Source organism: Pseudomonas sp. PSPC3-2 (assembly GCF_049897085.1).
Taxonomy (GTDB): domain Bacteria; phylum Pseudomonadota; class Gammaproteobacteria; order Pseudomonadales; family Pseudomonadaceae; genus Aquipseudomonas; species Aquipseudomonas paraveronii.
Genome location: NZ_JAFCVO010000001.1, coordinates 940736 through 963740, shown reverse-complemented (window position 1 = coordinate 963740; position 23005 = coordinate 940736). Strand labels below are relative to the sequence as shown.

Sequence of the window (23005 nt, the reverse complement as noted above, 5' to 3'; positions counted from 1 at the left end):
TCTAGTGTGGGAGGGGGCTTGCCCCCGATGAGGCCAGTACCTCCAGCACAGAACTACCTGACATCCCCACGCAAAACACCGACCACAGCCTGCAACTGCGCAGGTGTCGCCTCCTCTACCCGAACAGGCTCACCCGCCACCAACACCACCCGCGACCAGATCCGATGAAAGACGCCCTTGTTAGGATCGCGGCTGAAAAAACTCCCCCACAACCCCTGCAACGCCAACGGAATCACCGGCACCGGCGTCTCCTCAAGGATGCGCGTCACGCCGCCACGGAATTCGTTCATCTCACCATCGGCGGTCAACTTGCCTTCCGGGAAGATGCACACCAACTCGCCGTCCTTCAGGTACTGCGCAATCCGTGTGAAGGCTTTTTCGTAGATCTGGATGTCTTCATTGCGCCCGGCAATCGGAATCGTCCCGGCGGTGCGAAAGATAAAGTTGAGCACCGGTAAGCGGTAGATCTTGTAGTACATGACAAAGCGAATCGGCCGACGCACCGCGCCACCAATCAACAGCGCATCGACGAACGATACGTGGTTGCACACCAGCAAGGCCGCGCCCTCGTCCGGGATCAGCTCCAGGTTGCGATGCTCGACGCGGTACATGGAATGGCTGAGCAGCCAGATCATGAAGCGCATGGTGAACTCGGGGACGATCTTGAAGATGTAGGTGTTGACCGCGACGTTGAGCAGCGACACCACCAGGAACAGCTCGGGGATCGACAGTTTGGCCACGCTCAGCAGCAGGATCGACACAATCGCCGAGACCACCATGAACAACGCATTGAGAATATTGTTGGCGGCGATCACCCGCGCCCGTTCGTTCTCGGCGGTGCGCGACTGAATAAGCGCGTACAACGGCACGATATAGAAGCCGCCGAACACCCCCAGGCCCAGAATATCGAACAACACCCACCAGGCCTGGCCGTAACCGAGCACCGCCAGCCAATCGTTGGCCTGCACGTTCTGCGGCATACCGCCGGAATGCCACCACAGCAGCAGGCCGAACACCGTCAGGCCGAAGGAGCCGAACGGCACCAGGCCGATTTCCACCTTACGCCCGGAGAGTTTTTCGCAGAGCATCGAACCCAGCGCGATACCCACCGAGAACACTGTGAGGATCAGGGTCACCACGGTTTCGTCGCCGTACAACCATTCCTTGGCGTAGGCCGGGATCTGCGTCAGGTAGATCGCGCCGACGAACCAGAACCACGAGTTGCCGACAATCGAACGCGACACCGCTGGGGTCTGCCCCAGGCCCAGGCGCAGGGTGGCCCAGGACTGGCTGAAGATGTTCCAGTCCAGCTGCAGTTGTGGCGTAGACGCCGCGGCCCGCGGAATGCGGCGGCTGGCCAGGTAGCCCAACACCGCCACGCCGACAATCGCCCCCGCCACCACGGGCGCGTAATGGGTGGACGACATCATGATCCCCGCGCCGATGGTACCGGCCAGGATCGCCAGGAACGTGCCCATTTCCACCAGGCCGTTGCCGCCCACCAGCTCATCCTCGCGCAGGGCCTGGGGCATGATCGAGTACTTCACCGGGCCGAACAGCGCGGAGTGGGTGCCCATGGCAAACAACGCCAGCAGCATCAGTTCCAGATGATTGAACAAAAAGCCCGTGGCGCCGACGGCCATGATCACGATCTCGCCGACCTTGATCGCGCGGATCAACGCGTCCTTGTTGAATTTCTCGCCAAACTGCCCGGCCAGCGCCGAGAACAGGAAGAACGGCAGGATAAACAACAAGGCGCACAGGTTGACCCAGATGGCGCGGTCACCGTCGATGGTCAACTTGTAGAGAATCGCCAGGATCAGCGATTGCTTGAAGATGTTGTCGTTGAAGGCACCCAGCAATTGGGTAATGAAGAACGGCAAAAAGCGCCGCGTGCGCAGCAAGGTGAATTGTGAGGGGTGGCTCATCGTCCGTGTTCCTGCGTGGCCTGGTTTTTTTTGAGGCCACGACTTTACCTAATCCCGCTTACTTATTCCCTAATCCTGCAATACACGGTGAAACAAAAAGCTCACCTTTATAGGCGCCCTGCACCGTGCGCTTGGCGACGATCAGCCACATCAGCGCCAACGCCAGCACCAGCACACCGCCAAATACGCTGAAGAACCCCAGGTGCAACACGCTCGCCAGCTTCAACGTGGCCAGGGCGTAGACCCCCAACGGAAAGGTGAAGCCCCACCAGCCCAAATTGAACGGGATACCGGCGCGCAAGTAACGCAGGGTAATCAGCACCGCGATCAGCATCCACCACAAACCGAAGCCCCACAGGGTAATACCGGCTATCAGGCCCAGGCCGTTGGCGATTTCACCGACAGCGGGCAAGCCATTGGCAGCGAAGATCGCCGGCGCATCGCCGCCCAGCAGCAACATACCGAGGGCACCGGTGCCGATCGGGCCAAGCGCCAGCCAGCTCGACGCCGCCATGTTGGCGTGGGGCAGCTTATGCAGGGCCATGCGCAGCATCAGGATGGTCAGAATGCTGAACGCCACCGGCAGCGAAAACGCCCACAACACGTAGCTGGTCACCAGCATCACCAGTTGCCCGTGGGCATCCGCCAGGTGCGGCGCCAACAGGCCACCGCTGGCGGCGGCGACTTCGGCCGCGACCACCGGCAACAGCCAGACGGCGGTCATCTGGTCGATACTGTGTTCCTGGCGCGTGAACATCATGAACGGGATCAGCACGCCGCAGGCCACTGCCATCGCCACGTCCAACCACCATAGCGCTTCGGCCAGCGGCACCACGCCAGCGCCCCAGCGCGGCAGGCCGAACAACAGCAAACCGTTGATAAGGGTGGCCAGGCCCATGGGAATGGTGCCGAAGAACATCGACACCGTAGAGTGCCCGAAGATCCGACGCGCCTCGTCGAAAAACATTACCCAGCGCGCCGCATACAAGGCGCTGAACAGGATGAACAGGCCGATGGTGAACAGCCACAACGCTTCGGCGATGGCGTACACCCCCGGCAGATTGACCGGCAGTTGCGCCAGCGCCAGCGCCAACACCCCGGTGCCCATGGTGGCGGCGAACCAGTTCGGGGTGAACTGGCGAATCACTTCCCGCGGACGGGTCAGGTGGCTGAAGGGTTTGTAGTTCAGGGTGGTCGAGCAGGTCATGATGGCAATCCTCTTCCTCGCATGAGGTTGAGGCCATGGTAGAACCTGAGCACATATCTATATAACGGGTAATATCTCTAACTGTTATCTATTTTACCAATATACCGTCAGGCGCTGCCCTTGCACCCGACCCGCAATGCATCCTGGCGTAGCAACCCGGCCAGGGCGCCGAGGATCAGCACGATCAGCACGGCGCCGTAGCCGTCCGTGGTAGCGATGAGCCCAAAACTGCGGATCAGATTGCCCGCCAGCAAAGACGGCAGGCAGAACGCCAGGTAGCTCAGCACGTAAAATGCCGACATCAACCCCGCCCGCTCATGGGGTAAGGCCAGCGGCACCACGCTGCGCAAGGCCCCGAGAAAGCCCGCGCCAAAACCACTGCCGGCGATCAACGTCGCGATGAAAAACAGCGGCAGGCTGGCGCTGTGAACCGCCACGAGGATCAGCGCCACACCAACGGCCAGCAGGCTCGCGCCCAACCGCAGGACCTTATTGGCCGGGCGATTGCGCAGGCTGAAGATCATCAGCGCGCCGCTCAAGGTCAGCACCGCCACCAAGCCGCCACCGATCAGGTTGGAGGTCGAGCCGGTCGCCGCCCGCACCAGCGACGGCGCCAGGGACAGATAGAAGCCGCCCATGGCCCACACCGCCACGTCCACCGGTAACGACAGCCATAACGCCCGGCGCGCTTGCGGCGGCACGTGCAGGGTCGGACGCAATGACGCCAGCGCGCCGGGGATGCGGCTGACGGTCTCCGGCAGGCGCCACACATACACGGCCTGCCCGAGCATCAGCGCGAGCAGCGTCGAGTAGATCAACTCGGTGGGCAGCGGCGCGAATTCCACCAGCAGGCTGCTGCCCATCGCGCCACAGGCCATGCCCAGCAAGGGCGCAACGCTATTGACCAGCGGTCCCTGTTGGCGGTCGGTGTCGAGCAAAGCCGCGCCCAATACCGCAGTGGCCATGCCGGTGGCGAAACCTTGCAGCGTCCGCGCGGCGATCAGCCAGGCCACGCCGCTCTCATTGATAAACAGCAACATCGCCAGCATATTCAGGACCAGCGCGGCAAAAATCACCGGCTTGCGCCCCAGGTGATCCGACAGCGAGCCCACGGTCAACAGCGCCGCCAACAAGCTCAAGGCGTAAACGCCGAAGATCAGCGTGAGCATGCCCGAGGAAAAATGCAGGCCTTCCTGGTACAGGTGATACAACGGCGTCGGCGCGCTTGACGCCGCCAGGAACGTCAGCAAAGTGATCGCGAGGAACACCAGGCTGGAACGATGAGCAGTGAGGCTGGACATGGGCACGCTCCGCTAAAGCTAATATTTTGCTTTTGCGCAGTGTGCTACTGGCCGCCGCTTAAAGCAAATTCTTTGTGTTAAGGTCGCACGCATGGCGATAAAAGAAGGCCTCCGCCCGGGGGGTCGTAGTGCCCGGGTACAAGAATCCGTCCATTCGGCGGTACGCGAACTGCTGGAAGCTCATGAGCGTTCCAGCGTGACTGTGCCGATGATTGCGGCGCGTGCGGGTGTCACACCTTCGACCATCTACCGCCGCTGGGGCGACCTCTCCGTGCTGCTCGCCGATGTGGCCCTGGCGCGCATGCGCCCGGACAGCGAGCCGGCCCACACCGGCAGCCTGCGCGGCGACCTGCAGGCGTGGGCCGAGCAATACCTGGATGAGATGAGCTCGGAGCCGGGGCGCAACATGATGCGCGACGTGCAATGCAGCCAGACACCGGGGTATTGCGTGAGCATCCTGAGCGGGCAGCTTCAAGCGATTGTCGAGCGCTACCCGAACACCACGCCGCCGCCGAGCGTGGACCGCCTGGTCAACCTGCTGGCGGCGCCGACGGTGTTTCGCCTTCTGTTCTCCACCGCACCGCTTGCGGTGGATGAGCTGCACGCGCTGATCGAGTTGGCGCTGCAGGGATAAAGGCGGTACTCAGGACCCAATGTGGGAGCGGGCTTGCTCGCGATTGCGCTAGGTCAGTCACTGTATCGCTGACTGATCCATGGCTATCGCGAGCAAGCCCGCTCCCACATTTTTTCCGCGTGCAATCCGGCGTTACGTGCGCATCCCGCGCCCGCTCACCAGCAACCGCGTACAACCGATGTACAACACCGCCGTGGCCACGACCATGAAGGTGATCGCCACGCTGATCCGGATATCCGACACCCCAAGGATGCCGTAGCGGAAGGCATTGACCATGTGCAGCACCGGGTTGGCCAGCGATACGGTCTGCCAGAACGGCGGCAGCAAGGTGATGGAGTAGAACACCCCGCCCAGGTAGGTCAGCGGCGTCAGCACGAAGGTCGGGATGATCGAGATGTCATCGAAGTTGCGCGCAAACACCGCGTTGATGAAACCCAGCAACGAGAAGATCGTCGCCGTCAGCACCACCACCACCAGCGTAATACCAAGGTGATGCACTTGCAGGTGGGTGAAGAACAGCGACAACAAGGTCACGATCACGCCGACCATCAAGCCACGCAGCACGCCGCCCAGGGTGTAGCCGATCAGAATGGTGTGCGGCGAGACCGGCGAGACCATCAGTTCTTCAATGGAGCGCTGGAACTTGCTACCGAAGAAACTCGAGACCACGTTGCCGTAGGAGTTGGTGATCACCGACATCATGATCAGGCCCGGCACGATGTACTCCATGTAGGTGAAACCACCCATATCACCGATCTGCCGACCGATCAGGTTACCGAAGATCACGAAGTACAGGACCATGGTGATCGCCGGCGGCAGCAGGGTCTGCGGCCAGATCCGGGTAAAGCGTTTCACTTCGCGGTAGACGATGGTTTGCAGCGCGATGAGGTTGGGTTGCAGTTCAGAACTCATACCGCCACCTTCGCCAGGTTTTTTTCCACCAGGGACACGAACAACTCCTCAAGGCGATTGGTTTTGTTACGCAGGCTCAGCACTTCGATGTCCTGTGTGGCCAACTGGCCGAACAGCGCGGTGATCCCCATGGCTTTATCCACCTGGACTTCCAGGGTGCGGCTGTCCACCAGGCGGCACGGATAGCCGAGCAACTGCGGCGGCGCCGACCGTTCGTTCTTCAGGTCGAGCAGGAAGGTTTCCACATGCAACTGGCCCAGCAGGTTGCGCATGCTGGTGTTCTGGACAATGGTGCCGTGGTCGATGATGCCGATGTTGCGGCACAGCTGCTCAGCCTCTTCCAGGTAGTGGGTGGTGAGGATGATGGTGATGCCTTTCTCATTCAGCTCGGTGAGAAAAGTCCACATCGAGCGACGCAGTTCGATATCCACCCCGGCGGTCGGCTCATCGAGGATCAGCAGGCGCGGTTCGTGAACCAGCGCGCGGGCGATCATCAAGCGTCGCTTCATGCCGCCGGAGAGCGAACGCGAAGGCACGTCGCGCTTGTCCCACAGGCCCAGTTGGGTCAGGTACTGCTCGGCGCGTTCCTTGGCGATTTTCGCCGGGATGCCGTAGTAGCCGGCTTGCGTCACGATGATGTCGAAGGTCTTTTCGAACTGGTTGAAGTTGAATTCCTGGGGCACCACACCGATGCAACGCTTGAGCGCCGCCGGGGATTTGTCCAGGTCATGCCCGAAGATATTCACCGTGCCGCTGGTCTTGTTGACCAGGGTCGAGAGAATGCCGATGGTCGTGGATTTGCCGGCGCCGTTGGGGCCGAGCAAGGCGAAGAAATCACCTTCGGCAACGTCCAGATCGATACCACTCAGGGCCTGGAAACCGTTGCCGTAGGTTTTGGTTAGCTGCCGGATGGACAGAGCGGAACTCATATCGGAATACGCACCAAAGAAGGGAATAGAAACAATAGATGAGGCTACACCGCACGTCGTTCAACGGCGGCGCAAGACAAGCATGGTGCTTGCCCGCGCCGCACAAGTACAGTCACCTGTATTAATAGTCAGTATCAGGTCAACGCGGTCATCACCGCTTTGCGGTAGGCCGGCCGCTGTTGCAGGCGCTGGTACCAGGCCTCTAGATGGGGCATGGCAGGCCGTTCGATGGGCATTTCAAACCAGGCGTAAATAAAGCTGCCCAAGGGGATATCGCCCATGCCGATGTCGTCGCCCGACAGGTAGGGCTGTGCGGCGAGCGCCTTCTCCACCGTGCCGAGCGCATCGATGCAGGCCTGGCGCCCGGCGTTGATGGTGTCCCAATTACGCTTTTCCGCCGGGGTGCGCACCATGCCCCAGAACACCGCCTTGAACGGCTCGGCGAGGGTCGAGGTGGTCCAATCCATCCATTTTTCGGCGCTGGCCCGCGCCTTTACATCGCTCGGGTACCAGTTCGACGCCTGCTTGGCGCAGAGGTAACGCACGATGGTGTTGGATTCCCACAGCACGAAGTCACCATCTTCGATCATCGGCACCCGACCATTGGGGTTCAATGCACGGTATTGCGGCGTGTCGACCACACCAAAAGCGCCGCCCGCATCGATGGCCTCATAGTCCAGGCCGAGTTCCTCGGCGCACCACAGGACTTTCCTGACGTTCGATGAATTTTTACGCCCCCAGATCTTCAGCATGACCGCGCCTTATTGTTGATGAACATGGCTTGATGAACGCAGCAGCATACGCCGGTTCATGGGCGGCTTAAATCGCCCTGCATATCGCCCAGCACGCTCGGCATCTGCTCGCCAAACAGGTGCGGGTAACATTTCTCCAGGTGGGCAAAGAAGAAATCTTCGGGCACGTCCGCAAATTGCCCATGGTCCACCACGTACTCCATCGAGCGCTTGCCCTGGCGATTGAACGCGTGGAACACACTGTCGTTGATCCCATCGAACGCCAGCGGCGGCACATCGAACAGTTCGCACAATTGCTGGTTGAACGCCGGCGTGGCTTTGACCCAGCGACCGTTCAGGTACAGCTCGGTATAACCGTGCATGGCGAACACATCGCTTTTGAGCAATGCGATCAGGCGCGGCGTCGACAGGTGATTGCGCACATCCGCCAAACCGATGCGCGCCGCAATGCCGCAGTGCCGCGCACACGCAGCGAGCAAGGTGGCCTTGGGCACGCAGTAGCTCTGGCCGGCAGCCAGGGCGAAGCTGGCGTTCAGGGTGTTGGGGTCGCGGCTGAAGGTGTAGGGGTTGTAGCGCACCGCCTCACGCACGGCGTAATAAAGACTGACTGCCTGGTCACCTGAATCCGCGCTGGAACCGCGATGTTTTTCGGCGAACTCCACCACCGCTGGGTGGTCACTATCGATGAAGCGGCTGGGATTCAGGTAGGTTTCCATGCGTTTGATCTCCGGGGGAAGCCTTAAGTCTAACGACAGGTCTGCCACAGAGATAACGACGATTCGGCCAAATGCCAGCGCCTGGTGATCGGTGATCCCAAGGCGCTCCCAGTGCAACGCGTCACACCCTGATCACCGCGCTTTCTCGGATGCCGACTAAGCTCTTTGGTGGTTTCGCCCCTGGTTTCATGGAGGATTGAATATGTTGTTGTTGTTGTGGATATTGGTTCTGGTGGTCGGCATTGCCTATTTGGCACACCGGCGCACCGCGCCCCTGCCCGCCCTGGGCGTGGTCGCCGTTTACCTGCTGGCGATGGGCGCGTGGAGCCACGCACCGGGTTGGCTGCTGCTGATCTTCTGGGTGTTGATTGCGATCGTGGCCGCGCCCCTGCTGCTGCCCGACCTGCGCCGCCAATACTTCACCAAACCGCTGTTCAGCTGGTTTCAGAAGGTTTTGCCACCAATGTCCGAGACCGAGCGCGATGCCATCGACGCTGGCACCGTCTGGTGGGACGGCGAGCTGTTCAGCGGCCGCCCCGATTGGGACACGTTGCTGGCCTACCCCAAGGTACGTTTGACCGAAGAAGAACAGGCGTTTATCGACGGTCCTACCGAAGAACTGTGCGCGATGGTCAGCGACTGGGAAATCGGCCAGGCCATGGACCTGCCGCCCGCCGCCTGGGAACACATCAAGACCCACGGTTTCTTCGCGCTGATCATTCCCAAGGAGTATGGCGGCAAGGGCTTCTCCGCCTATGCCCACTCCCAAGTGGCGATGAAACTCGCGACGCGCAGCGGTGACCTGGCGTCCACCGTGATGGTCCCCAACTCCCTCGGCCCCGCCGAGCTGCTGCTGCATTACGGCACCGATGAACAACGCAACCACTACCTGCCGCGCCTGGCGCGTGGCGACGATATTCCGTGCTTCGCCCTGACTGGCCCACTGGCCGGCTCCGACGCCGGCGCCATGCCCGACACCGGAGTGATCTGCAAAGGTGAATGGCAAGGCAAGGAAACCCTCGGCCTGCGCCTAAACTGGGAAAAACGCTACATCACCCTGGGCCCGGTCGCGACCCTGCTCGGCCTGGCATTCAAGGCGCATGACCCGGACCACTTGCTGGGCGAAGAAGAAGACCTGGGCATCAGCCTCGCGCTGATCCCCACCGACACCCCCGGCGTCCACATCGGCCGTCGCCACCTGCCGCTGGGCGCCGCGTTCATGAACGGGCCCAACTCCGGCAAAGACGTGTTCATCCCCCTGGACTACCTGATCGGTGGCCAGGACATGCTCGGCAAGGGCTGGATGATGTTGATGAACTGCCTATCGGTCGGCCGCTCGATTTCCCTGCCGGCGGTCGGCACCGGCGCGGCCAAGTTCACCAGCCTGGTGACCGGCCAATACGCCCAGGTGCGTGAGCAGTTCAACGTCCCGCTGGCGGCCTTCGAAGGTATCCAGGAAGCCCTCGCCCGCATCGGCGGCAACGCCTGGCTGATGGACAGCGCGCGCATGCTCACGGCCAACGCCGTCGACCTCGGCGAAAAGCCGTCGGTGCTGTCGGCGATCCTCAAATACCACCTGACCGAGCGCGGCCGCGAGTGCATCAGCCACGCCATGGATGTCCACGGCGGCAAGGGCATCATCATGGGCCCGAACAACTACCTGGGCCGTAGCTGGCAAGGCGCGCCGATTTTCATCACCGTGGAGGGCGCGAATATCCTCTCGCGCAACCTGATGATCTTTGGCCAGGGTGCGATCCGTTGCCACCCCTTCGTGCTCAAGGAAATGGCCCTGGCCAGTCGCGAAGACCACGACCAGGCGCTCAAGGAATTCGACAGCCTGCTGATGCAGCACATCGGTTTTGCCGTGAGCAACGCCGCCAGCACCCTGGTGCTCAACCTGGGTGTCGGCCGCTTCGAAAAAGCCCCGGGCAACCGCTTGAGCCAGGCTTACTTCCGCGCGCTGAACCGCCAGGCTGCCGCGTTCGCCCTGCTCGCCGACCTGAGCATGATGCTGCTCGGCGGCGAGTTGAAACGCCGCGAACGCCTGTCGGCACGCCTGGGCGATGTGCTGAGCCATATGTACCTGGCATCGGCGGCGCTCAAGCGTTATCACGACCTGGATTCGCCGGATCACCTGGAACCGTTGTTCGCCTGGGCCATGGAAGAAAGCCTGGGAGAATCGGAACGCGCGCTGGATGAACTGCTCAGCAACTTCCCGAACAAGCTGCTCGGCTGCTTGCTGCGGGTCATCGTGTTCCCGTTCGGGCGTCGCCATACCGGGCCGTCCGATGCGCTGGATGCCGAAGTGGCCGCCGTTATGGGCCGCGCCAAAGGCGACCCGACCCTGGAAGAAATGCTCGCCGGCTGCTACCGCCCGCAAGCGGTGGAAGACCCGGTGGGCGCCCTGCAACATGCCTACGACTTGCTCGGCGCCAGCCATCCGCTGCAGAAAAAACTGCACGCTGCCCTCAAAAGCGGCCAGGTCAAACCGGCTGCCGGCGAACATGCGATCGACGCCGCCCTGCACGCAGGCGTGCTGCAACCTGCCGAAGCGCAAAGCCTGCGTGAGGCCGAAGCGGCAAGGCGCAAGGTGATCGACGTGGATGATTTCAGCAAAGAAGCGCTGACCCAGGCCGAGGGTAAAGTCCGCTGATCCCCTAGGCCATATAATTACGGGCGCTTGGGCTATATACTCTCGCGCCCGTTTTTGCTTTGAGGACTTATCTCGTGTCCAACGTCGTTGCCGATCATCTCGTCTTGCTCGACCACCTGCGCAGCATCCTGGTTGCCGTCGGCGAAGCCGAACAGGTGCCCGAGGAAAGCCACCTGCTGTTCCTGGAACGTTTCGATGAACTGCGCGCCCTGCTGCCGATCGATCCGATCGAGAGCCAGTACCTGGGCCAGGACATGATGAGCCAGGTCATCCTGCGCTACCCGCAAATCGCCCACCTGGTGCCGCGCGACCTGCTGTGGTTCTTCGGCGGCGACTGCCTGCACTTCATGCCCGACGACGAACTGGACCTGTACCAGGCCCTGGAAGAGCGGCGCTTTGAAGCCGAACAGAACGACGAACCGTTCGACTGGAACCAGGAAAAGCAGCTGCTGGCCATGCCTCAGGACCAGAGCAAGCACTGATCATTCAGACGCTGCAGAACCCAATGTGGGAGGGGGCTTGCTCCCGATGGCGGTGTGTCAGCCAATACATGCATGACTGATCCACCGCTATCGGGGGCAAGCCCCTCCCACACTACCGTCGGCGCAACGTCGGCTCCGTGGCCATGCACGCCACCAGATAATCAATGAACACCCGCACCTTCGGCGGCAGGTAACGCGTCGGCGAATGCAGCAACCAGGCCTCGCCATGGTAGGACGCGATAAAATCCCACTCGGGCAACACCTGCACCAAGCGCCCCTCATCCAACGCATGCCGCGCCGTGAAATACGGCAAGCTGCCAATCCCCACATGCTGCAACACCGCATCCAGGCGCACGCCGGTGTGGTTCGCTGCATAACGCCCACGCACGGCCACGGTGACTGCCTTGCCCGCCCGGCGAAACTTCCAGCGCGAGTCCCCCGGGGTTTCGCCCAGGTAGATGCAGCTGTGCGCGAGCAAGTCATGGGGGTGACTCGGTGTGCCATGCTCGGCCAGGTACTGCGGCGTCGCACACACCACGTGTTCGATGGGCAGTAATTGCCGCCCCACCAGGCCCGGCGGCGGGCTGTCGGTAATCCGGATGCTCAGGTCGACATTGTCATCGATCAGGTCCACCTGCCGATCCTCAAGGATCAGTTGCACATCGACCTTGGGATAGCGCCGCAGAAACGCCGGCATATGCGGATGCACCACGAACCGCCCCACCGCCTTGGGCACGCTGACCCGTACCAGGCCCTCGGCCTCGTGGGTGAACTGACCGCTGACTTCCATCACCGAACGCGCCGCGTTGACCATCTCCTGGCAGCGCTTGAACACCTCTTCGCCGCCCTCGCTCAAACGCAGTTTGCGCGTGGTGCGTTGCAGCAGGCGCGTGGCCAACGCCTGTTCGAGACGCGAGATGCTGCGGCTCACCGCCGACGGCGAAACGCTCAGTTGTCGCGCCGCGGCGGAAAAACTGCCAGCTTCCACCACTCTGACGAAAATCGCCATTTCACCCAGCAGCGGCAAAGGAAGATTGATGCTCATCACGCACAGGTCCATTGATAATTGAACGGATTATCACCCATCGGCGCACTATTTATACTGCCCGCAGAACCTTGATGCGGATGTAGACGATGACCGAGCGCCTGTTTTTCACCCACGACCACCTGACCGCCGAGCTTGAAGTGCTGAGCTGCACCGCCCACGAAGAGCAGTTTGCGGTCACGCTGCAGTCGACGATTTTCCACCCCCAGGGCGGCGGCCAGCCATTCGACACCGGCTGGCTGGGCGACAGCCGGGTGCTGCGGGTCACCCAAGAGGCGGAGCGCGTGGTGCATTACCTCGACCAACCCGTAGCACCGGGCCCGATCAACGCACGAGTCGATGCACAGCGCCGCGCCTTGCACACCCGCCTGCATTCCGCCGGGCATTTGATCGGCAACGCCGGCGAGGCCTTGGGCTGGATGCCGATCAAGGCCCACCACTGGCCGGGCGAAGGCAAGATCACCTTTATCCGCAGCGAAAGCGCACACGCCATGGACGCCGACGCGATTCAACAGCAGATCAACCAATGGATCGCCGCCGACTACCCGCGCCAGATGCGCCTGGAAGACCGCACCCGCGAAGTCGGCTTCGGTGAATTGCCCGCGTATGCCTGTGGCGGCACGCATGTGCAGGCGTTAGGCGAATTGGGCCAGGTGACGATCCTGGCCCTGTCGGAGAAAAAGGGCACGCTGTCGGTGCGTTATAGCCTGGATTAAACCGCGCTCGCCCCGGCTAACCCTGACCTGAACACCATTGAAAACCCACCAAAAACCCATGTGGACGGTTCTCACCAACTGGGCAGCTTGACTAAGAAATTTCCTACACCAACGTCTGCCACTCTCAAGCAAGGTGATGGTAGTGTGTGGAAATATTTCTGACTTAATGATCAGAAACTTCCTACTCACTACCAGCAAAGGAATGCGTCCCGCCATGTACTTTCCACTCAAGCAATTGGCTGCCGCCAGCGTGTTCGCCGCGAGCCTCTCGACCTTCGTCAGCCCCGCTTTCGCCAACATCACCCCACAGCAGAGCACGGCGATTCTCAAGGGCTTCAGCGAAACCTCGGTCACTGACTTCAACAGTTTCCTCGGCACCCTGGCCCAGGGCGAGCGGGGTAAAACCAGCGATGTGGGCCCGGCGATCAGCGCCTTTCTCGAGCACAAACCCCTGAGCGCCGAGCAACAGAACGAAATCAATCGCCTGCTGGGCATTTATGCACGGGTGAAATACGCCAAGGCCGCTACGGAGACCCTGCGCGAGCTGGTGGAAATTCCGACGTTCAACGTCGACGGCTTGCCGCAGTACAAAAACCCGCAATTCCTCAAGATCGCCGACAAGCTCCAGGGCCTGGCGAAAGACTTCAACCTGAAGTTCCGTAACATCGACAACCGCGTGTACGAAATCTCCCTGGAAGGCAGCGGCGATGAAGTGGTAGGCATCCACGCGCATGCGGATGTGGTGCCGGTGACGCCGGAAAACTGGGTATTGAAAGACGGCACCCGGCTCGATCCGTTCAAGGTCACGCTGATCGGCGACCGCATGTATGGCCGTGGGACTGAAGACGACAAAAATGGCATCGTGGTGGCGATGTACGCCATGAAGGTGATCAAGGAAGAGAAGCTGCCGCTGGCGCGCACCTTCAAGCTGCTGGTGGACACCACTGAGGAAACTTCCGGCGACGCGATCCCCTATTACTTCGAACGCAACCCGACGCCGCCGTACAACCTGGCGCTGGATGGCGGCTACCCGGTGGTCATTGCCGAAAAAGGCTACGGCACGGTCATGGCCACTTTCCCGCGCCGCAAAGGTGAAGGCAAAGGCGCGGAAATCATCGCCATGACCGGCGGCAAAGCGACCAACCAGATTCCCTCGGCGTCGGTCGCCACGTTGCTCAGCGACACACCCGCCGAGTTGGCGGCCAGCCTGCAAGAGGCCGGTGCGCAATATGCCCAGCGCAATGGCGCTGACTTCCAGGTGAGCGCCAAGGTGGTCGGCAAAGAGGTGCAGTTGACGGTCACCGGGGTCTCCGCGCACTCGTCCGAACCTGAGTCCGGCGTGAACCCGGTCGCACGCATGCTGGAGCTGATCCACAGCGTCGACGGCAAGATCGCCCTCAAGCACAACCACATCACCGACGCGGCGCGTTATGCCGCCGACAACTGGGGCCTGGATTACCTGGGCGGCAAATTGGGCGTGGGCTTCGCCGATGACTTCATGGGGCCGCTGACCACCTCGCTGACGTTCGTCGACCTGGATGACAAGACCTTCAAGCTGGCGGTGAACCTGCGCGTACCCAAGGGTAAATCGCCGGAGAAACTCAAAGCGCAAATTGCCGACAAGCTCAGCGCCTGGGACAAGAAAACCAAGGTCAACGTGAACTTCACCTACTCGGTCGCCGAACCGATGTACCGCAACCCGGAAGGTGAGTGGGTCAAGGCCTTGTTGGCGGTGTCTACGGAAAACCTGGGCATGAAACACGCGTTCGGCAGTTCGGCCGGCGCCACCTCCGTGCATGAACTGCCCAACGGCGTGCAATTCGGCCTGGCACGCCCGGAAGTGAAGTACACCGGGCACACCGACAATGAGTTCAAGACGGTCGAGCAGTTCCTCCTGGACCTGCAGATCGTCACCGAAATGATGGGCCGAGTCGGTCAGCTACCGACGCTCTGAGTGCGACAGGAGCCCGCCGCAATGGCGGGCCCATCACGCTGATCGCCTGGCCCGACACCCACAAAAACGCCGCTCACGACCGAGCGGCGTTTTTGCATGGGAAGGCATGGGAAGGCATGCGTAGGAAACATCGGATTCTGCACAGCCTCCGCGTTTATTGGCGATAGAGCCTACTTCTGAACACATCTCCCCCTACCTCGCAGTGTTAGCTTCGACGGGCAATCACCAACCGCCTACGAAGATAGGAGTGTGACAATAATGAACCCATCACTTACCCGCCTGCTCACCGCCGCGCTGGTAGTCACCAGCCTCGCAACATTCGCCCTGCCCACGCATGCCACTATTTCCCCGCCGCAGAGCTCGGCCATCCTCGCGAGTTTCAGTGATTCATCGGTCACGGACTTCCGTGAATTCCTGAGACAGCTACGCGTGATCCGCCAGCCCATGAGCAGAGAACTCGGCCCGGCAATCAGCGGTTTTCTGGACAACGATGACCTTTCCATCGAGCAGAAAAACCAGATTTATCGCCTGCTCGGCCTCTATACCCGCTTGAAGTACGGCGACGCCGCCATCGAAACCCTGCGCGAACTGGTGGCCATCCCGACCTTCCGGGTCGAAGGCGTTGCCCAGCACGACAATCCCGAATTCATCAAGCTCGGCAACACGCTCAAGGGCCTGGCCGAGTCATTCAACCTGGCCTTTCGCAACATCGACAACCGCGTGTATGAGATCACCCTCAACGGCGTTGGCGATGAAGTGGTGGGCATTCACGCGCATGCCGACGTGGTGCCTGCCAACCCGCAGAACTGGGTGCTGGAAGACGGCACCCGACTCGACCCGTTCACAGTCACCCAGGTCGGCAACCGCTTGTATGGCCGCGGCACCGAGGATGACAAGAACGGCATCGTGGTGGCGCTCTACGCAATGAAGGTCATCCAGGAGGAGCAGCTACCGCTGGCCAGAAACTTCAAGCTGCTGGTCGATACCACCGAGGAAATCGCTGGCGATGCGATCGCCTACTACCGCGAACGCAACCCAACGCCCCACTACAACGTGGCACTGGATGGCGGTTATCCGGTGGTGATTGCCGAGAAAGGCTATGGCACCATCACGGCAACCTTTGCCCGGCGCGATGCACAGGGCAAGGGCGCCGAAATCATCTCGATGACCGGAGGCCTTGCAGCGAATCAGATTCCGCTGACGTCGGTCGCCATGCTGGTGGCTGAGCACCCCGCTGAATTGGCCGCCAGCCTGCAAAAGGCCGGTAGCGACTATGCCAGGCGCAAGGGTGGCAACTTCGACGTGACCGCCGAGGTCGTCGGCAGGAACGTCAAACTCACCGTTACCGGCGTGTCCGCACACTCTTCCGAACCCGAATCGGCTGTAAACCCCGTCGCCAGGCTGCTGGGCTTCATCCATAGCCTGGACGGAAAAATCCCGCTCAAGTACAACCACATTACCGACGCCGCACGTTACGCCGCCGACAACTGGGGCCTGGATTACCTGGGAGGGCCACTGGGCATCGGCTTTTCCGATGCGTTCATGGGGCCGCTGACCACGTCACTGACCTTTATCGGGATGGACGAAAATACCTTCACGCTGACGGTCAATCTGCGTCTACCGAAGGGCAAGTCTGCAGACGCACTCAAAGCCGAAATGGCAGACAAGCTGGCTGCCTGGAGTGAGCAAAGCGGCGTTGCGGTGGCCTTCGACTACTTGGTCACCGAACCGATGCACCGTGACCCTAAGGGTGAATGGCTTAAGGCTATGTTGGACGTGGCCAGTGAAAACCTCGGCATGGAACGCAAGTTCGGCGCCTCTGCTGGCGCAACCTCGGTGCATGACCTGCCCAACGGCGTGCAGTTCGGCCTGGCCAGACTCGAGGGTAAGTACACCGGCCACACCCACCATGAGTTCAAGACGGTCGAGCAGTTTCTCCTGGACCTGCAGATCGTCACCGAAATGATGGCGCGGGTCGGTCAGCTAGCGAAGCTCTGAGTGCGGCAGGAGCCCGCCGCAATGGCGGGCTTGTTTCAAGCGCAAACCCAGCCTAGACGCCGACGGCGGCCGCCTGCATCGAACCGGTTTCCTGCAGATTGATGTGCCAACTCAAGGCCTTGCTCAACACATGCGGCGTATGCCCACCCTTGGCGCACGCGGCCTTGAAGTAGCTGCGCAACGCCTCGCGATAGTCGGGGTGCACGCAGTGGTTGATGATCAACTCGGCCCGTTCTTTCGGCGCCAGGCCACGCAGGTCCGCCAGCCCTTGTTCCGTCACCAGGATATCGACGTCATGCTCGGTGTGGTCGACATGGCTGACCATCGGCACCACGCGGGAAATCGCACCGTCCTTGGCGATCGACTTGGTCACGAAAATCGACAGCAGCGCGTTACGGGCGAAGTCTCCCGAGCCACCGATGCCATTCATGATCTGTGTACCGCAAACGTGGGTGGAGTTGACGTTCCCGTACAGGTCGAACTCCAGCGCGGTGTTGATGGCAATCACGCCTAACCGTCGAATCACTTCCGGGTGATTGGAGATTTCCTGTGGCCGTAACACCAGGCGGTCGGCGTATTTCTCCAGGTTGCCGAACACCCGCTGGCCACAGGGGCCGGACAGGGTAATCGAACAGCCGGAGGCGAACTTCAGCTTGCCCGCGTCGAGCAATTCAAAGGTCGAATCCTGCAGCACCTCCGAGTACTGCACCAGGTCGGTGAACGGCGCATCGATCAGCCCGCACATGACGGCGTTGGCAATGGAGCCGACGCCGACTTGCAGCGGCGCCAGGCTTCTGCCCAAGCGTTTGTGTTCCACTTCCTGCTCGAAAAAAGCCACCAGATGATCGGCAATCGCCTGGGTCTCATGATCGGGCGGCAGCATGGGAATCGCAGATTCCGGCGTATTGCACAGCACGATGGCGACGATCTTGGCAGGGTCAATCGCGATGGCCTGGGTGCCGATGCGATCATCCGCGCTGATGACCGGAATCGGCCCCCGGCCAGGGCGCCCGTGGGGCTGATAAATATCGTGCATCCCTTCAAAATAAGGGCTGCTGGCCAGGTTCAGCTCAACGATGACCTGCCGCGCCGTCTGGGCGAAACTGGCCGAATTGCCAACCGAAGACGTCGGCACGATATGGCCCTGTTCGGTGATCGCCACCGCTTCAATCACCGCAATATCCGGATTGGGCAGGCTGCCGTCACGCAGTTGTTCGACCACTTCGCTCAGGTGCTGGTCGATAAACACCACGCGGCCTTCGTTGATCGCCTTGCGCAGCACCGGGTCGCCTTGAAACGGCATGCGCCGCGCCAGCAGCCCGGCCTCGGCCATCTGCCCGTCCAGGCCACGCCCGAGGCTCGCGCCGGTGATCAGGTTGATCTTGAGCGGATGCTCCCGGGCCCGCTCGATGAGCGCCAGTGGCACGGCCTTGGCGTCCCCTGCGCCACCGAAACCACTCATGCCCACGGTCATGCCGTCTTGAATGAACGCGGCGGCCTGCGCCGCGCTCATGATTTTTTCGTGCAAGGAATCCAGGCGGATGCGCTGGTGATGCATGGGGTGAACCTCAAAAAAGTTAGGCACAAAAACCAACGCGGTGTCAGAACTGCTCTTCATCCAACGCCATGATGCTCGCGCTCCCAGCGCTGATCGCCGCCAACAACGCGTGTACCCGTGGCAACAATTGCTCTGCGTAGAAGCGTGCGCTGACGCCTTTGGTCTTGAGGAAGGCCGCATCGCCCGTGCCGGCTTGCAGCTGGGCGTGCGCCTGCAGGGCAGAACGCGCCATGAGCCAGCCGCCCGACAGGTAGCCGAAGAGCATCAGGAAGTTGACGCTGACGCTGCCGGCCCAATCCGCATCGTGCTTGGCGTTGTCGAGTAACCGCGACAAGGCCTCGCGCCCGGCGCCAAGCGCGGCGGCCAACGCCACTGCCTGATAGTCGAGGGCGTCGATGTGACGCAGTTGCTCGACGGTTTGATCCATCTCCTCGAGCAGGCTGTTGAGTAACGCGCCTTGGTTCAGCAGGGTCTTGCGCCCCACCAGGTCAAGCGCCTGAATGCCGGTGGTGCCTTCATAGATGGTCAGGATGCGCGCATCGCGATAATGCTGCGCCGCGCCGGTCTCTTCGATGAAGCCCATACCACCGTGGATTTGCACGCCCAGAGAGGTGACTTCCTGGGCCAGTTCGGTCAACCAGCCCTTGACGATCGGGGTGAACACATCGACCCGCCCCTGATGATGGTGCGCAAGCTCCGGCGTGGGCGCATGCGCGGCACGGTCGACTTCAGCGGCGGCCACCAGCGACAACGCGCGCATCGCTTCGATGGACGCTTTCATCTGCAACAGCATCCGGCGCACATCGGGAAAGCGGATGATCGAGAAACGGCTGCCGTCCTTGCGCGTGCCCTGCAGACGCTCTTTGGCGTATTGACGGGCCTGCTGGTAAGCGCGCTCGGCAATCGACAAACCCTGCAGGCCAACACTCTGACGGGCGTGGTTCATCATGGTGAACATGCAGGTCAGGCCCGTGTGCGGCTCGCCGAGCAGATACCCGACCGCCCCCTCGGGGTCGCCGAAATTCATCACGCAGGTCGGGCTGCCATGAATGCCCAATTTGTGTTCCAGGGAGAGGCACTGCACGCGATTGCGCACGCCCGGCTGGCCTTGGGCATCGAGCAGGAACTTGGGCACCACGAACAGCGAAATGCCTTTGACGCCCCTCGGCGCATCCGGCAGGCGCGCCAGGACCAAATGCACGACGTTGTCGGTCATCTGGTGATCGCCCCAGGTGATGAAAATCTTCTGGCCAGTGATCAGATAGTGGTCGCCCTGGGGCACGGCGCGGCTCTTGATGGCCGCCAGATCGGAGCCGGCATCCGACTCGGTCAGGTTCATCGTCCCGGTCCACTCGCCACTCACCAGTTTTTCCAGGTAGGCGGCTTGCAGTTCGGCCGAGCCGTGATGGGCGATGGCTTCGATGGCGCCCTGGGTCAACATAGGGCACAAGGCGAATGCCATATTGGCTGAGTGCCAGATTTCATTGACGGCCGTGCCGATCACGTTCGGCAGGTTCTGCCCGCCGTGTTGTTCTGCAGCGGTCAACGAGGGCCAGCCGCCTTCCTGGAATTGCCGATACGCCTCGGCAAAACCCGGTGCTTCTTGCACGCCCTGTTCCCCCAAGTGCGTACCTTGGGTATCACCGACCCGGTTGAGCGGCGCCAGCACGCCGGAACCCAAGCGGCCTGCCTCGCTCAAGATGGCGCTGACCAGTTCGCTGTTGACATCCTGAAGCTGGGCGCTCGCGCACAACTGCTCAAATCCGACCAACGCCTCCAGCACAAATTCGGTGTCGCGGTACGGATGGGCATAACCACTCATTGTTATTTTCCTCATTCACTTGTTAAACAGGCCGCTACACCCTTCGCCCACTCCACCAAGCTGAGTAATTAACCAAAACGGCCACTACTCAAAAAACCTGGGACGGTCGCAAGCAGGGACGGAGCCCGCAGCGCATAGCTCTATTCAGCTTCCTCCGATCCAACCCTGGGTGGCAATTACCAAATCAGTCTAAAAACAGACATAAACGGACAGCCACTTTTGGCTAAACTAGCCTGCCCTGCTGCCGGACTGCTGAACGATGGGCATCGAGCGCTATTCCATTTCCATGTACTTCGCCCACATCCTGATGACGGCCGCACGCCGCCTCGCGCTGGACGAAGACGTCTTGCTCAAGGAAGCCGGCATCAGCCGAAAGCGCCTGGATAACCTGCACCTGCGCATCACCCCCGACCAGTTCAGTCGCTTGATGCAGGCCGTGTGGCGCTTGAGTGATGACGAGTTTTTCGGCGCGGGTTCACAGCGCTGTCCGAAGGGCTGCTTCGCGATAATGGCCAAGCAAGTGATCCACTCGCATAACCTGCATTCGGTGTATTACAAGCTCAGCCATTTCTACAACGTGATGAACGACTCCCTGCATCTGGAGCTGAAAGTCGTCGGTGATGAGGCCCTGTTTTCAATGGCTTTGAGTGACCCGAGCCTGGACGCCGGCTACCTGCTGAGGGGGTTTTTACTGTTGCTCTGGCATCGGTTCCCAAGCTGGCTGATTGGCCAGCGGATCACGCTCAAGCGGGTGACGTTCGATCATCCCGAGCCCGCCCATTCAGCGGAATACCGCTTGATGTTTCCGTGCCCCGCGCATTTTGACCAACCCGAGACTTGCCTGGTGTTCGACGCCGGGATTCTCACCGCGCCGCTGGTGCAAACCGCAGAAACCCTGGCCTATCACCTGCAGCGAGCGCCGGTGGACTGGTTCACCCGTCCCGCCTATTACCCGGTTTACACGCGGCGGGTGCTGGACCACCTGGAGAACGTCGACGATCTCGCCAAGGCCACCATCCAGAGCACCGCCAGCGAGCTGCACCTGACGGAAAGAACACTGCGGCGCAAGCTCTTGGCCGAAGGCAGCAAGTTTCAGAAACTCAAGGACGGGGTACGCCGCGACATGGCCATTCATTACTTGAGCCAGACGTCGATGTCGATCAACCAGACGTCGCAACAGCTGGGGTTCTCAGACCCGTCGGCGTTCACCCGGGCCTTCCGCCAATGGACCGGCGAGTTACCCAGGACTTACCGCGACGCAGCGCTCAACCGCAAATGACTCAAGCGCCCAGGCGCGCAGGCCGAGACACTTTGCCCTGGACCCGCTCGCGGTAACGCCCAGGGCTTTCGCCGGTCCACTTCTTGAACGCACGATGGAACGCGCTGGGCTCCTGAAAACCGCATTGCGCGGCGATTTCACCGATGCCCGCCCGCGTCTGACAGAGCAGTTCCAGCGCCAGGCTGCGGCGCACTTCGTCCTTGATCTCCTGAAACGAGCAACCTTCACGCTCCAGACGCCGGCGCAAGGTGCTGGAGCTCATGTGCAAGTCCACGGCCAAGTCCTCCAGCGCAGGCCACTGGCTGTAGTGGCTGCCACGCAGGCGTTGATAGACCTGGGTCGCCACGCCGTCCTGGTTGCGAAACCGGATCACCAGCCATTGCGGCGCGCTGCGCAGAAATACCTTGAGCGACGCCAAGTCCTGCACCACGGCCAGACGCAGGTAGCTGCTGGCGAATTCGATTTCGGTGCGGGCCGCACCAAACGTCAGGTTGTAGCCCCACAGCAACTGATCGTCGCTGAGCGGCGCACGCGCGTGGCGAAAGTCGGCGCGATCGATCGGCACGCGGCGTCCACCCAGCCAGCACAGCAGGCTGATCATCAGCACCAGAAAGGTTTCCTCACCGTAACGCCGTGTGTCCTCATCGCCGCCGCCGACTTCCAGGCGGAGTACCGCACGCTTGCCATGCACGCTGAGGCTGCCGCGAAAGTCGCGCAGGAACAGGGCGAAACTGGCCAGGCACTGGGGGAGCGCTTTGCCCAGGTTCGGCTCCTGGATCAGGCCACGGCAGATCAGGGCAAAACTGCCCGGCGGCATGCCATGGGAATCCAGGCGGAAGAACTCATCGTTCAACTCACGAATCTGAATCAACCATAACGCCGCAAACGCGCTGGCCGGCACCCGGGCCTCGGGCTGGGTCAGCAGCGCCGGCGCGATGCCCGCTTCGCACAGCACGGCGGCCAGCCGCTGCGGCTGATCGCGCAGCGCATGGATCATGACCTGCACGAAGTAGACGGCAACCGAATCCTTTTCCCGCGTGGGCTTCATTCTGAGTTCCTGTCGCGTACACATGGTAATAAACGCCAATACAACTGACAGGTTTCGGCATAGGCCGCCCC

Annotated in this window: 18 protein-coding genes; 7 read left to right on the top strand and 11 right to left on the bottom strand. The window is 61.4% G+C overall.

What is annotated here, in order from left to right; translation table 11 throughout:
• Nucleotides 1–53: 53 nt before the first annotated feature.
• The 3 genes from ACP7CJ_RS04525 to ACP7CJ_RS04515 form a co-directional block, all read right to left on the bottom strand.
• Entirely contained in the window at nt 54–1928 is a 1875-nt protein-coding gene (locus tag ACP7CJ_RS04525) for an MFS transporter (protein WP_426099376.1), read from the bottom strand.
• Nucleotides 1929–1986: 58 nt separating this feature from the next.
• Nucleotides 1987–3135: a TDT family transporter gene (locus ACP7CJ_RS04520; RefSeq protein WP_276197282.1), complete on the bottom strand. Its 1149-nt coding sequence runs from the start codon at nt 3133–3135 to the stop codon at nt 1987–1989.
• Between the two features lie 107 nt (nt 3136–3242).
• Nucleotides 3243–4436, bottom strand: a complete 1194-nt coding sequence (locus tag ACP7CJ_RS04515; protein WP_426099377.1) for an MFS transporter — start codon at nt 4434–4436, stop codon at nt 3243–3245.
• A gap of 91 nt (nt 4437–4527) precedes the next feature.
• Between ACP7CJ_RS04515 and ACP7CJ_RS04510 the strand changes: the two genes are divergently transcribed.
• On the top strand, nt 4528–5070 hold the full coding sequence (locus ACP7CJ_RS04510) for a TetR/AcrR family transcriptional regulator (RefSeq protein WP_426099378.1): 543 nt from the start codon (nt 4528–4530) through the stop codon (nt 5068–5070).
• A gap of 132 nt (nt 5071–5202) precedes the next feature.
• Here ACP7CJ_RS04510 and ACP7CJ_RS04505 read toward each other — a convergent pair whose 3' ends face one another.
• The 4 genes from ACP7CJ_RS04505 to ACP7CJ_RS04490 form a co-directional block, all read right to left on the bottom strand.
• Complete coding sequence (locus ACP7CJ_RS04505; protein ID WP_276197279.1) at nt 5203–5982, bottom strand: ABC transporter permease; 780 nt, start codon at nt 5980–5982, stop codon at nt 5203–5205.
• On the bottom strand, nt 5979–6911 hold the full coding sequence (locus ACP7CJ_RS04500; protein WP_247402100.1) for an ABC transporter ATP-binding protein: 933 nt from the start codon (nt 6909–6911) through the stop codon (nt 5979–5981). Before ACP7CJ_RS04500 ends, ACP7CJ_RS04505 begins: the two co-directional genes overlap by 4 nt.
• A 134-nt stretch (nt 6912–7045) precedes the next feature.
• Complete coding sequence (locus ACP7CJ_RS04495; RefSeq protein ID WP_426099379.1) at nt 7046–7663, bottom strand: glutathione S-transferase family protein; 618 nt, start codon at nt 7661–7663, stop codon at nt 7046–7048.
• Between the two features lie 56 nt (nt 7664–7719).
• Nucleotides 7720–8379: a transglutaminase-like domain-containing protein gene (locus ACP7CJ_RS04490; protein ID WP_128192615.1), complete on the bottom strand. Its 660-nt coding sequence runs from the start codon at nt 8377–8379 to the stop codon at nt 7720–7722.
• A 205-nt stretch (nt 8380–8584) separates the two neighbouring features.
• Here ACP7CJ_RS04490 and ACP7CJ_RS04485 point away from each other — a divergent pair, with 205 nt between their 5' ends.
• Entirely contained in the window at nt 8585–11032 is a 2448-nt protein-coding gene (locus ACP7CJ_RS04485; protein WP_426099724.1) for an acyl-CoA dehydrogenase, read from the top strand.
• Nucleotides 11033–11106: 74 nt separating this feature from the next.
• Nucleotides 11107–11514 carry a PA2817 family protein gene (locus ACP7CJ_RS04480; protein WP_276197276.1) on the top strand — a complete coding sequence of 136 codons (408 nt, stop codon included), beginning with the start codon at nt 11107–11109 and terminating at the stop codon, nt 11512–11514.
• A 112-nt stretch (nt 11515–11626) separates the two neighbouring features.
• Here the strand turns inward: ACP7CJ_RS04480 and ACP7CJ_RS04475 are convergent, their stop codons facing one another.
• Entirely contained in the window at nt 11627–12559 is a 933-nt protein-coding gene (locus ACP7CJ_RS04475; protein WP_276197275.1) for a LysR family transcriptional regulator, read from the bottom strand.
• An 89-nt stretch (nt 12560–12648) separates the two neighbouring features.
• Between ACP7CJ_RS04475 and ACP7CJ_RS04470 the strand changes: the two genes are divergently transcribed.
• From ACP7CJ_RS04470 to ACP7CJ_RS04460, 3 genes are all read left to right on the top strand, one after another.
• Nucleotides 12649–13275: an alanyl-tRNA editing protein gene (locus ACP7CJ_RS04470; protein ID WP_426099380.1), complete on the top strand. Its 627-nt coding sequence runs from the start codon at nt 12649–12651 to the stop codon at nt 13273–13275.
• A 214-nt stretch (nt 13276–13489) separates the two neighbouring features.
• Nucleotides 13490–15229, top strand: a complete 1740-nt coding sequence (locus ACP7CJ_RS04465) for a dipeptidase (protein WP_426099381.1) — start codon at nt 13490–13492, stop codon at nt 15227–15229.
• A 258-nt stretch (nt 15230–15487) separates the two neighbouring features.
• Entirely contained in the window at nt 15488–17227 is a 1740-nt protein-coding gene (locus ACP7CJ_RS04460; RefSeq protein WP_426099382.1) for a dipeptidase, read from the top strand.
• Between the two features lie 52 nt (nt 17228–17279).
• Here the strand turns inward: ACP7CJ_RS04460 and ACP7CJ_RS04455 are convergent, their stop codons facing one another.
• The gene (locus ACP7CJ_RS04455; protein WP_426099383.1) at nt 17280–18785 is read right to left on the bottom strand and encodes an acetyl-CoA hydrolase/transferase family protein; all 1506 of its coding nucleotides are present in this window, start codon (nt 18783–18785) and stop codon (nt 17280–17282) included.
• A gap of 43 nt (nt 18786–18828) precedes the next feature.
• Complete coding sequence (locus ACP7CJ_RS04450) at nt 18829–20607, bottom strand: acyl-CoA dehydrogenase (protein WP_426099384.1); 1779 nt, start codon at nt 20605–20607, stop codon at nt 18829–18831.
• Nucleotides 20608–20866: 259 nt separating this feature from the next.
• On the opposite strand from ACP7CJ_RS04450, the gene ACP7CJ_RS04445 reads away from it, so the two are divergent.
• A complete protein-coding gene (locus ACP7CJ_RS04445) occupies nt 20867–21886 on the top strand; it encodes an AraC family transcriptional regulator (RefSeq protein WP_276197269.1) in 1020 nt (339 codons plus the stop codon).
• 1 nt (nt 21887) lies between these two features.
• On the opposite strand, the gene ACP7CJ_RS04440 is transcribed toward ACP7CJ_RS04445, so the two are convergent.
• The gene (locus ACP7CJ_RS04440) at nt 21888–22934 is read right to left on the bottom strand and encodes an AraC family transcriptional regulator ligand-binding domain-containing protein (protein ID WP_426099385.1); all 1047 of its coding nucleotides are present in this window, start codon (nt 22932–22934) and stop codon (nt 21888–21890) included.
• Nucleotides 22935–23005 lie beyond the last annotated feature (71 nt).